We start from the raw sequence: 12,138 nt of genomic DNA, 5'->3' as shown, positions 1-12,138 counted from the left end.
GCGGCAGACAGCCGCTCCGCTCGCGTCGCGAGTCCGGCTTTCGGCTGCCTAGATAGGAGCACAGGGGAGGATTTGCAGGAGCATCCTTTAATTTAATGATTTTCGAGCCCGAACGCAGGAAGACCCCCGACGCCGCACACGTCGGGGGTTTCATCGATCACGGCCGCAGCCGAGGCCGCTGCCGGCCGGAGGAACCCACTCCGGTGATCGATTCTAGCCTTGGCGAACGCGTTCCGCCTCTTCCATGAGGCGGTCGCGCGCTGTGTCGTGGAGATCGGTCGCCACCTCGGCGGCCTTTTCCGCCACGGAGGCGGCAATGTCCTGGCCCTTGTCGGCAAGGCTCGCGGCACGGTCGGCAAGGTCGGATCGCATCTGCTCGGCCGCTTCGCCCATCGCTTCGTCCTCGACCTCCGTATTGGGCAGCACCGCGCCAAGCGCCGCGCCGAGCGCAAAGGCCAAGGCGCCGCCGATCAGGGGCTGTTCGCGGAAGGTCGACATCAACGACTCGTTGATCCCGCTGGACCGGTCCAGCAGCCCCGATCCAAGTTCGGAGGAGCGCTGCGAAACGCCACTCGCCGCCTGGCGCACGGAGGCACCGGCCCGCGCACCGGTCTGACCGGCGCTATGCGTGACGCTTTCGAACGTATGGGTGAGCCAGCCGAGCGACGCGTCGAGTGCGGAGCCTGCTTCGTCCAGGATCGAGGAAACCTGCCGGCCGGTGGCATCTGCAAGGCCGCGATAGGTCTTGCCGGCCTCATCGACGAAATGCCCGGCGCGTCGGCCGCTTCGGTCGCTCAGCGCCCGAAGCTTTCGGCCCGACTCATCCGTGAAATGCGAATAGCGTGCGCCATTGCTCACCTCAGGCGGTCCGACCCGGCGGACGACGCCCTGGGTCGTGTAAAGCGGATAGTCCTCGTTCGAGCCGGAGCCCGTGCCCGTCGATGAGCGGGACGTGGTCTCGCTGCTGTCACCCCTGTTCGGGGCGGCCATCAGCCAGGCCAGGCTGACGCCCATCAGCGCCAGCGGGATCGGATTGGACTTCATCTGGCCGCCGAGGCTGCGCAGATAGTCGCCGCCGCCGCTGCCCTTGGCATAAGCGAGCACCTCGTCGACCATCTGGCCGGGCGACATGCGCTCCTGGATGGCGCCGATGCGATCTTCGATCCGGCGGCGGTCGTTTTCGATTTCCTGCTGGAGTTCAGCGGAGGATTTGTCGGTCATGAGCGTGTCTCCTTGATCACGGCGGCGTCACGGCGAAGCGAGTCGGCCGTCCGCTCGAGCTTGAAATTGGATCCGCGCATGTGGTTGATTCCGCGCGAGATCATGCCCCAGGCGATCAGCGCGATGACGACGCCGACGACCAGCGCCGCCACGGCATCGGCCGCAACCTCGCTCAGCCCCATCGAGACGAGCAGGGCCGAGAGGCCGGAAACGAGCGCACCGAGCAGCACGCCGACAGCGCCGATCGCGAGAATCAAGCCGATCAGCAGCACCTCGACACCGCCGAGCGCGCGCGAAACCTTTTCGGACGCTTCAGTCTTGGCGAGATCGATCTCCTTGCGCAGAAGACCGGATACATCGGAGACGAGGCCGCCGATGAGTTCGGTCAACGAGACATTGTCGGTCGGGTTAGCCATTGGTCGGGCCCCCCGTTGAGCCGCCTGTCCCAGCGCCGGAAGTAGAACCGGTGGTGGGGCGGGCCGAGCTGGCCGGAGTGCGAGGCGAGGATCCAGGCGCGCGATTGGCGGACTGACCGGCCGTCTCATAGCCGGAACTGCCGGTGCGGTTGACCGTCGTCCCGGCCGAGCCGCGCGTGCTGCTCCCGCTGCTGCTGCCACGGGTAGAGGCGGTGATGAAGCGGCTGGCGGCCAGACCGGCAAGGGCGGCGACGCCAAGAAAGGCGATCGGCTGCCTGCGGCCGAAGCTCTCGGCCAGCTGGACGATCTCGCCGGCATCCTTGCCTTCGATATCGCGGGCGAAGGACTGGACGGTTTCGCCGAGACGACGCGCCGTGCGGCCGATACGCGCCTGTTCGCCGCCTTCCAACTCCTCGCCGACCCGCTTCAAGGCATCGGCGACGCCGGCCACCTGGCGGGCGGCGTATCCCGCCTCCTCGTTCAGCGTTTCGTGCATGCGGTCCATGGCCGAGTTCGAATAGGATTTGAGGCCTTCCCGCGCCTGTTCCACATCCTCGTGCAGGCGGGCCTTCAGATCGCCGGGCGACGCCTTGCTGCCGGAGGACTGACTGCCGGAGGACTGGTCGCCCGAAGACGCATCGTCCTGCCTGTCCTGACCGCCGGTCGACTGACTGCCGCCGCCCTGCGCGCCGGTTGAGCCCGCGGTGGTGGGGCCGGATGTGGCCTGGGTGGAAAAGCCCTGCGGGCTCGGCGAAGCGGGTGTCGTACCGCCGCCGCTTCTTGTCGTTTCATCGGTCATGGTTGTCTCCGGGTTCTTCTTCCGGCGCGGTTGCGGGGATGCATCCAACGCCATCAGCAATCGAACCGGGGAAGGCCTCGGCGGTTCCCTGGGAAAATCGAGGAGCGTCGGGTCTCAGGCGTGCTTTGGCAGGATAAAGGCCGAAGCAGAGAATCTGGCCTCAAGCGCTGAACCTTTTGGCCATCTCGCGATTTGTGCCCCCGTTCGCCCCTACTGCTCGAAAGGCACTCTCCTCCATGGCATTCACCTTCGGTCCCGTTGTTTCTTCCGATGCCGTTCTGTTCCGCTTCTGGGCCCCTTTGCATGACGCCATCACGCTGGTGATCGAGGGAGAGGACGATCGCCGGATGGAGCGGTCGCCGGAGGGCTGGCACACGCTCCGCGTCGAGGGTGCCGGCCCCGGCACGCGCTACCGTTTTCGCCTGCCGGACGGCCTGGAGGTGCCCGACCCCGCCTCCCGCCATCAGCCGGAGGACGTGCATGGTCCGAGCGAGGTGGTCGACCTGGCAGCCTATCGCTGGAAGAGCGTGGAGTGGGCGGGCCGGCCCTGGGAAGAGGTCGTGCTCTACGAACTGCACACCGGCACATTCACGAAGGAAGGCACTTTCCGGACGGCGATCGACAAGCTGGACGGGCTGAAGGAGATCGGCGTCACGGCGATCCAGATCATGCCGATCGCCGATTTCCCCGGCCGCTACAATTGGGGCTATGACGGGGTGCTGCCCTATGCGCCCGACAACAGCTATGGCCGGCCGGAGGATCTGATGGCGCTGGTCGATGCCGCCCATGCGCGGGGCATCGCTGTCTTCCTCGACGTCGTCTACAACCATTTCGGCCCGGACGGGAACTACCTGCCCCTCTACGCGCCGCTCTTCACGGAAAACCACAAGACGCCCTGGGGCAACGGCATCAATTATGATGGCGAGAACTCCAAGCCGGTACGCGATTTCGTCATCGAGAACGCGATTTCCTGGATCACGGAGTTCAAGATCGACGGCCTGCGGCTCGATGCGGTCCATGCGATCAAGGACGATAATGGCGAACATCTGCTGGTGGAGCTCGCGCGCCGGGTGCGCGAGAGTGCCCGCGGCCGCCATGTCCATCTGGTCGTCGAGAACGAGGACAATGACAGCGACCTGCTCAAGCGCAATCCGGACGGCTCCGTGCCGCTCTACACAGCGCAGTGGAACGACGACATCCACCATGTGCTCCACATCGCCGCCACCGGCGAGACCTTCGGCTACTACGCCGATTACGCCGAGAACCGGCCTGAAAAGACGGCGCGGGCGCTAGCGGAAGGCTTCGTCTTCCAGGGCGAACACATGCCTTATCGCGGCGAGGCACGCGGCAAGCCGAGCGCCGGCCTGCCGCCAACCGCCTTCATCTCGTTCATCCAGAACCACGACCAGATCGGCAACCGGGCACTCGGCGACCGGATGATCGTCTCGCAGCCGCTCGAGGCGATCAAGGCCGTTGCCGCCGTCTATCTGCTCAGCCCGCAGATCCCCATGCTGTTCATGGGCGAGGAATGGGGTGCCCGCGAGCCCTTCCCCTATTTCTGCGATTTCAACGAGGAGCTGAACGAGAAGGTGCGCAAGGGCCGGCGCGAGGAACTGTCCCGTCTGCCGGGCTTCGATGCCGACGACCTGATGGATCCGACCGCACTGGAGACCTTCGCCTCGGGCACGCTCGACTGGAGCCAGCGCGAGACGCCGGAGGGCCGCGCGCTGATTAAGTTCTACCGCAGCCTGCTGACGCTCCGGCAAGAGCGCATCACTCCTCTGCTGAAAGGTGTCGGCGGCGACAGCGGCCGCTTTGAGGCCGAAGGTGAAACGCTTGCCGTCAGCTGGACGCTGGCGGGCGGAAAGCGCCTGGCACTTGCCGCGAACCCCTCCAACCGGCCGGCGCCCCTGCCGAAAGACCAGCAGGAGGCCGAGGTGCTCTACCTGCTCGGCACGGCGGATGATGGGGCGCTCGGCCCCTGGTCGGTTCGCTGGACGCTCGGCTGACACGCTCGGTTGACCGGACGCCGGGCCTCGGCCCGGCGCCTGCGCACTGCCCCTTGAAGAGGACTGACCGATGACCGCTCCCGCCCGACCCAAAGCCGCCGCCGCACCCCGGACCGCGAAGTCCGACCCGAACCCGCTCGATACGGTGGCGATGCGCAACGGGATCGACCTGATGCGGCCAGGACTGAACGGCACGCAGACGCCGATCTCGGACGAGACCAAGCGGCAGATCCTCGAGGCGCTGGGCATCGACCCCGCCGACACGGTGACCGCCGCTCCGCCACGACCGAAAGCAAAGCCGATTCCGGCCTGTTTCGTGCCGGCGTTCCTCGGCGAGGAGAAGGTCTGGGGCCTGTCTCTCCAGCTTTACGAACTGCGCTCGGCCCGCAACTGGGGCATCGGGGATTTCGAGGATCTCGCCGTCATGGCGGATCTCGCCGGCGCGCTCGGCGCCGATTTCATCGGCCTCAATCCGCTGCACGCCCCCTTCCTCGCCGACCCCGAGCGCTGCAGCCCCTATGAGCCCTCGAACCGGCAATTCCTCAACCCGCTCTATATTGCCGTCGACCGGCTGCCGGGTCACGAGATGGACGAGAAAACCTCCAGGCGCCTCGCGGCTCTGCGCGCAGCAAGACAGGTCGATTATGCCGGCGTCGCCGCCGTCAAGCTCGCCGGTCTGCACAGCATCTACAAAGCCTGGCCGGCGGGCGATGCCGAGGCGGAAGGCCGCTTCACCGACTTCATCAAGGAGCGCGGCGAGGCCTTGCGGCGCCACGCGCTCTTCGAGGCCCTGTCCGAGAGGCACGGCGCGGCCGGGGTTGGCACCGGCTGGCATGGCTGGCCCGAGGAATATCAGGACCCCCTCTCCGATAAGGTCGCGACCTTTGCCGAGCAGAATGGCGCCGCCTTGCGCTTTCACATGTGGCTGCAATGGGTGGCGCATGAGCAGCTGGACCATGCTGTCGCGCGGGCCAAAGCGGCGGGCCTGCGCATCGGCCTCTATCTCGATCTCGCGGTCGGCGAGGCGCTCGACGGCTCGGCCACCTGGAGCGAGCGGCAGCATTATGTCGCGACCGCAACGGTCGGCAGCCCGCCCGATCCCTTTGCGGCGGGGGGCCAGGACTGGCGGTTGGCGGCGCTGCGACCCGCCGCGATCGCCAGCGGCCGCCATTCGCCCTTCGAGCGCATGGTGCGGGCGGCGATGCGCTATGCCGGCGCAATCCGCATCGACCATGCGGCGGCCCTTCGCCGCCTGTTCCTCGTGCCGCTCGATTTGAAGCCCGATGGCGGCGCCTATGTCGACTATCCGCAGGACAAGCTCTTCGCCATCCTCGCTCGCTGCTCGGGCGAGTATCAGTGCCTGGTGATCGGCGAGGATCTCGGCACTCTGCCCGCCGGCCTGCAGGACGATCTCGCCAAGGCGAAGATCCTCGCCTACCGCATTCTCTCCTATGAGCGCAGCGCGGAGGGCTTCAAGCCGGCGGAAAGCTATCCGGAGCTGGCGCTCGCCTGCATCTCCACCCACGACCACCAGACGCTCGACGGCTGGTGGCGGGGCGCCGACATCCGCATGCGCGACAAGCACGGGCTGCAGCCCGCCGACCTGACCAGGGAGCAGCAGAAGGAGCGCAGAGCGGAGCGACGCGACCTGACCGACGTTCTGGAAGAGACGGGACTGGAGGCGCCCGGCCCGATCTCTGCTACCTCCCCGGACGACGAGAAGCTCGAAGCTCTCATCGTCAGCGCCCACCGCTTCATCGCCCGCACCCCCTCGCTCCTCGCCGCCGTCCGCCTCGCCGATCTGACCCGCGAACGCCAGCCAACCAACGTGCCCGGCACCAGCGGCGACTATCCGAACTGGAAGCCGAAGCTCTCTGTCACGCTGGAAGACCTGCCCGACACCCCTCTCCTGCGCACGGTCGCCGAAGCCATGCGCGAGGAACGCCCACGGCGGGGGTGAGAAGCGGTTCTCACCGCGATCGTCATGCTCGGCCCCGTGCCGAGCATCTGCCGAAGCTGCAGCGGGCTGGACGCCGGCCGACGCGGAGCGAAGCCATCATCCTCCCAGTCGCGGCAACGGCAGCAGATCCTCGGGACAAGCCCGAGGATGATGAGCTTGCGCGGCGGACCAAGGCGAAAGCGAGAAGTCGCTACGCTTGCCGCCAGCGCAGGAAAATCGTCGAGAGCGGTGGGAGGGTCAGGAGGAGGGAGTGGGGTTTGCCATGGGCCGGATCGGGGCTGGTCCAGGCTTCGACATTGCCGAGGTTCGAGCCGCCATAGACGCCGGCGTCGGAGTTCAACACCTCTTCCCAGCGCCCTTCCTCGGGAACGCCGACCCGGTAGCCGGTGCGCGGCACGGGGGTCATATTGGACAGCGCCAGGATGCGGCTTGCGCCGTCGCGCGCGCTGCGCAGCATGCCGAAGACGGAGTGTTCGGCATCGTCGCCCACCGCCCATTCGAAGCCGGCGGGATCGAGGTCGCCGAACTGAAGGGCCGGCTCGCTCTGGTAAAGGGCGTTCAGATCGGCCACCAGGCTCTGGATGCCGCGATGCTCCGGCTGATCGAGCAGGTTCCAGACCACCGAGCCGTCATGGTTCCATTCGGTCGTCTGGCCGATCTCCTGGCCCATGAAGAGCAGCTTCTTGCCGGGATGGGCCCACATGAAACCGAAATAGGCGCGCAGGTTCGCCCGTTTCTGCCAGGCGTCGCCCGGCATCTTGCCGATCAGCGAGCCTTTGCCATGCACCACCTCGTCATGCGAAATCGGCAGCATGAAGCGCTCGGAATAGGCATAGACCATGCCGAAGGTCATCATGCCGTGATGGTAGCGGCGATAGACCGGATCCTCCTGCATGTAATGCAGGGTGTCGTGCATCCAGCCCATGTTCCACTTGAAGTCGAAGCCCAGCCCGCCATCGGCGACATGCTTCGTCACGCCCGGCCAGGCCGTCGATTCCTCGGCGATCGTCATCGCATGCGGGCAGCGTTGATGAATGATCGAGTTCAGATGCTTGAAGAACTCGACGGCTTCGAGGTTCTCCCGTCCGCCATATTTGTTGGGGACCCACTCGCCGGCGTTGCGGCTGTAGTCGCGGTAGAGCATGGAGGCGACCGCGTCCACGCGCAGAGCGTCGACATGGTACTCTTCGAGCCATTCGAGCGCGCTGGCGATCAGGAACCCCTTCACCTCGTTGCGGCCGAAATTGTAGATCAGCGTGTTCCAGTCCCTGTGAAACCCCTCGCGCGGATCCTCATGCTCGTAGAGCGCCGTTCCGTCGAAGCGCGCGAGGCCCCAGACATCGGTCGGGAAATGCGCCGGCACCCAGTCGAGGATGACGCCGATGCCGGCGGCATGGCAGCGGTCGACGAAATAGGCAAAATCCTCCGGCGTGCCATAGCGCCCGGTCGGCGCGAAAAGGCCGAGCGGCTGGTAGCCCCAGGAGCCGCCGAACGGGTGCTCCATGATCGGCAGCAGCTCGATATGGGTGAAGCCCATGGTCTTGGCATAGGGAATCAGCCGCTGGCTGAGCTCGACCCAATCGAGCGAGCGCTGATCCTCCTCCAGAATGCGCAGCCAGGAGGCGAGATGCACCTCATAGACCGAGATTGCCTCCTCGCCCGAGCGGTTTTCGGCGCGCGCCCGCATATAGGCGTCGTCCGTCCAGGCATAGGGCGTGGCGGAGGCGACGACGGAGGCTGTGGCCGGCGCCGCCTCGCTGGCGCGGGCGACGGGATCGGCCTTCTGCGGCAGGAGGTTGCCCCAGGCGTCGAGCACCTCGAATTTGTAGCGCTCGCCCTTGCCGAGCCGCGGCAGGAAGAGCTCCCAGACACCTGCCGACGGCCTCAAGCGCATCGGATTGCGCCGCCCATCCCAGGCGTTGAAATCGCCGACGACGGAGACGCGCCGCGCGTTCGGCGCCCAGACGGCAAAGCGCACGCCGGATACCCCGTCGATCTCCATCGGCCGAGCACCAAAGGTGCGGCCGAGGCTGTAATGCGTGCCCTGCGAGAAGAGATGCAGATCGAGATCGCCAAGCAGCAGGCCGAAGGAATAGGGATCCTCCGTCTCCTGGATCGCGTCCGGCCAGTGAATGCGGAAGAGCGGCCGCGCGATCGAATCCACCACAGCGGCGAAGAGGCCGGCCGGATGGGCGAGCGTCATCTGCGCCACGACCGCATTGCTGCCGGGATCGATCAGCTCGACCCCGACGGCACCGGGCACCAGCGTCCGCACCACGGTTCGGTCTCCATAGGGATGACGACCGAGGATCGCGAAGGGATCGCCATGACGACCTTCGACGAGCGCGCTTACGGCCTGGGGATCGAGACCGGAAAGAGTGTCCAGACGCTCAAGCATTCTCTGTCGGCTCCGACAATCTGTGGACGATGGTAGCGAAGCCCTCGAGCGGGATCGGCAGCCATTTCGGCCGGTTGCGTGCCTCATAGGCGATCTCGTAGGCCGCCTTTTCGAGGAGGAAGAGGTCGAGGATGCGCACACGCTGATCCTGTGTCAGCGCCAGCGCTTCGGAGGCCGCCGTCGCCTCGAAATACATCGAGAGGAAGGCCTGGTGCGCTCGCCAGGTGAAGTCGCGGATCAGCCCCGGCCGGCGCGGATCGCCCGGATCGCCCACACCCTCGATGTCGAGTTCGGCGGTGGCGGCGAGATAGCCGAGCGAGCGCAGCAGGCCGGCGACGTCGCGCAGCGGATTGGTCTTGGCGCGACGGTCGGCGAGATCGCGGGCGGGCTCTCCCTCGAAGTCGATGATGTAGGCATCCGCCTCGGCCACCAGCACCTGGCCCAGATGGAAGTCGCCGTGGTTGCGGGTCATCAGCGTGCCCAGAGCCGAGTCGGCGAGTCCGGCGACGATGGCCATCGCCTCGTCACGACGGGCGAGCAGCGCATCGGCGTCCCTCGCGACGTCTGCCTCCAACGCCCCTCGCGCGTCGGCGAGGATGTCGAGGCTTTCCGTCACCTGCGCCAGGATCGTTTGCTTCCAGGCATCGATCTCGCCATCGCCCGCCGTCACGGGCGCAAAGGCCTCGTCCTCGGTCGGACGGCTCAACGCCACATGCAGCTCGCCCAGGCGCTTGCCGACCATGCCGGCGAAGTCGACCAGCGGGCGGAACGTCTCCGCCTCGCCACTCACCTCGCCCTCGGCCAGAAGCACCTCGTCGAGTGCGCGGCGCAGATTGGTCAGCATCCAGTTCCAGGCGTCGCCCTGGTTGCGGATGGCGCCCTGGATGATGATCAGCGTCGTGCGAACACCGTCCGCATTCGTCCGCGCCACTTCGCCGAGCAGCGGCGCAGTGTTCTGGTAGCCGACCTCGGTCAGATAGCGGGTCATCTCCACTTCCGGATGGATGCCGGGGAAGATGTGGCGGATGAGCTTGACCATGGCGAGATCGCCGACGATCAGCGAGCTGTTCGACTGCTCCGCCGACAGCCAGCGCACCGGCATGTCATCGGTCACCGCCATGCAGTCGAGCTGGTCTGTGCCCAGGAATTCGAGCGTGCCGTTGCGGCCTGAGATTGTGGCGCGCTCGCACAGGCCCTTGATGACGCCGCGGGCGAAGCTCTCCATCGCGAAACCATCGGTCAGGAAGCCGACGCGCCGTCCGTGGCGGATGCGAGCGAGAGCCAGCTGCTGGGCAAGGGCCGGCGGCTGCGTCTCGTCCCAGGCGACGGCGAGCGGCAGGAGATAGGTCTCGGTGTGACCCTCCATCTCCGCTTCCAGTTCTCCAAGCAACACATTGTGCGGGAAGCCCATCGGCGTCGCGGCCACCACCTCGGCGCGTTTCAGCCGCTCGCCCTTGGAGCCGAACCAGCGGCGCTTTTCCAGATAGGCAGGGAGCACCTCGCGCGACAGCACGCCGGAGAGCCGGGGCTCTTCCACGACCTCCATCAGATCGCGGCGCATGACCATGGTCACGAAATCCGGCAGCTGCTCCGGCGGATCGGTGCGCCAGACGGGGCCATCGGCCTCGGCAACCAGCTGGAACCAGAAGAAGCCATAGGGAGGCAGGGTCAGGAGATAGGTCAGCTGGCCGATCGGCGGAAAGGGCGACATGCCGGTCAGCTCGATCGGCACGCGGCCTTCGAAGGCGGAGAGATCGAGCTCGACCGCCTGCGGAAGGCGCGAGAGGTTGAAGACGCAGAGGATCGTCTCGCCCTCATGCTCGCGCAGATAGGTCAGGATCTTTCGGTTACCGGCGTTGATGAATTTCAGTGTGCCGCGGCCGAAGGCCGTATGGCGACCGCGCAATGCCAGCATGCGCCGCGTCCAGTTCAGCAGCGAATGCGCATCGGCCGACTGTGCCTCGACATTGACCGCTTCATAGCCATAGAGCGGGTCCATGATCGGTGGCAGGACGAGGCGGGCCGGGTCGGCGCGGGAGAAGCCGCCATTCCGATCCGGCGACCATTGCATGGGGGTGCGCACCCCATCGCGGTCGCCGAGATAAATATTGTCGCCCATGCCGATCTCATCGCCGTAATAGAGCACAGGCGTGCCCGGCATGGAGAGAAGCAGCGCGTTCATCAGCTCGACGCGGCGCCGGTCACGCTCCATCAAGGGCGCCAGGCGCCGCCGGATGCCGAGGTTGATGCGGGCCCGCCGGTCGGCGGCATAAGTGTTCCAGAGATAGTCACGCTCCGCATCCGTCACCATTTCGAGCGTCAGCTCGTCGTGATTGCGCAGGAAGATCGCCCATTGGCAATTTTCCGGGATCTCCGGCGTCTGGCGCATGATGTCGGTGATCGGGAAGCGGTCTTCCTTGGCGATCGCCATATACATGCGCGGCATCAGCGGGAAGTGGAAGGCCATGTGGCATTCGTCGCCATCGCCAAAATATTCGTTGGTGTCTTCCGGCCACTGATTGGCTTCGGCAAGCAGCATCTTGCCGGGATGGCTCGCATCGAGGGCGGCGCGGATCCGCTTCAGGATGTCGTGGGTTTCCGGCAGGTTCTCGTTGTTCGTCCCTTCCCGTTCGACGAGATAGGGGATGGCATCCAGCCGGAAGCCGTCGATGCCGGTCTCCAGCCAGAAGCGCATGACCGAAAGCAGTTCTTCCATCACCAGCGGATTGTCGAAGTTGAGGTCCGGCTGGTGGGAATAGAAGCGGTGCCAATAATACTGGCCGGCCACCGGATCCCAGGTCCAGTTCGACTTTTCCGTGTCGAGGAAGATGATCCGCGTCTCGGGGAATTTCTGGTCCGTATCCGACCAGACATAGAAGTCGCGCTCGGGGGAACCGATCGGCGCGTTGCGGGCGCGCTGGAACCAGGGATGCTGGTCGGAGGTGTGGTTGATGACGAGCTCGATGATGACCTTCAGGCCCCGCGCATGCGCGGCGGCGACGAAAGCGCGGAAATCCTCCATCGTCCCGTAATCCGGGCTCACATTGCCGTAGTCCGCAATGTCATAGCCATCGTCACGGCGCGGCGACGGGAAGAAGGGCAGAATCCAGATGGCGGTGGCGCCGAGCGAGGCGATATGGTCGAGCTTGCCGAGCAGGCCCTCAAAATCGCCGATGCCGTCGCCATTGCCGTCGCAGAACGACTTGATGTGCAGCTGGTAGATGATCGCATCCTTGAACCAGAGCGGGTCCATCTGCACGGTCGCCGTCGCATCGGGGCCGCCCGTCTGGGTCTGCGTCTCGTAATCGGCCCGGGTCTCGGCGGTCGTCGCATCC

7 protein-coding genes are annotated in these 12,138 nt (G+C 66.1%); 2 read left to right on the top strand and 5 right to left on the bottom strand.

Going from position 1 to position 12,138, the window contains the following annotated elements; all coding sequences use genetic code 11:
* Positions 1 to 213: 213 nt before the first annotated feature.
* The 3 genes from ACLE20_RS12085 to ACLE20_RS12075 are packed head-to-tail and all read right to left on the bottom strand — an operon-like array spanning position 214 to position 2,436.
* Positions 214 to 1,221: a DUF3618 domain-containing protein gene (locus ACLE20_RS12085; RefSeq protein WP_410940548.1), complete on the bottom strand. Its 1,008-nt coding sequence runs from the start codon at positions 1,219 to 1,221 to the stop codon at positions 214 to 216.
* Positions 1,218 to 1,637: a phage holin family protein gene (locus ACLE20_RS12080; protein WP_410940547.1), complete on the bottom strand. Its 420-nt coding sequence runs from the start codon at positions 1,635 to 1,637 to the stop codon at positions 1,218 to 1,220. The genes ACLE20_RS12085 and ACLE20_RS12080 overlap by 4 nt, the downstream gene beginning before the upstream one ends.
* Positions 1,630 to 2,436, bottom strand: coding sequence for a hypothetical protein (locus ACLE20_RS12075; RefSeq protein ID WP_410940546.1), 807 nt, complete (start codon positions 2,434 to 2,436; stop codon positions 1,630 to 1,632). The genes ACLE20_RS12080 and ACLE20_RS12075 overlap by 8 nt, the downstream gene beginning before the upstream one ends.
* Before the next feature lie 236 nt (positions 2,437 to 2,672).
* Here ACLE20_RS12075 and treZ point away from each other — a divergent pair, with 236 nt between their 5' ends.
* A complete protein-coding gene (treZ, locus tag ACLE20_RS12070; protein ID WP_410940545.1) occupies positions 2,673 to 4,445 on the top strand; it encodes a malto-oligosyltrehalose trehalohydrolase in 1,773 nt (590 codons plus the stop codon).
* 151 nt (positions 4,446 to 4,596) lie between these two features.
* Positions 4,597 to 6,405, top strand: coding sequence for a 4-alpha-glucanotransferase (gene malQ / locus ACLE20_RS12065; RefSeq protein ID WP_410940822.1), 1,809 nt, complete (start codon positions 4,597 to 4,599; stop codon positions 6,403 to 6,405).
* Between the two features lie 190 nt (positions 6,406 to 6,595).
* Here malQ and glgB read toward each other — a convergent pair whose 3' ends face one another.
* Both glgB and treS read right to left on the bottom strand, forming a co-directional pair.
* Positions 6,596 to 8,803, bottom strand: coding sequence for a 1,4-alpha-glucan branching protein GlgB (gene glgB, locus ACLE20_RS12060; RefSeq protein WP_410940544.1), 2,208 nt, complete (start codon positions 8,801 to 8,803; stop codon positions 6,596 to 6,598).
* Positions 8,796 to 12,056, bottom strand: a complete 3,261-nt coding sequence (gene treS, locus ACLE20_RS12055) for a maltose alpha-D-glucosyltransferase (RefSeq protein WP_410940821.1) — start codon at positions 12,054 to 12,056, stop codon at positions 8,796 to 8,798. Before treS ends, glgB begins: the two co-directional genes overlap by 8 nt.
* Positions 12,057 to 12,138: the final 82 nt, after the last annotated feature.

This window comes from Rhizobium sp. YIM 134829, from assembly GCF_046546455.1.
The sequence above is the reverse complement of the archived record's forward strand: the minus strand, read 5'-3'. Positions and strand labels throughout refer to the sequence as shown.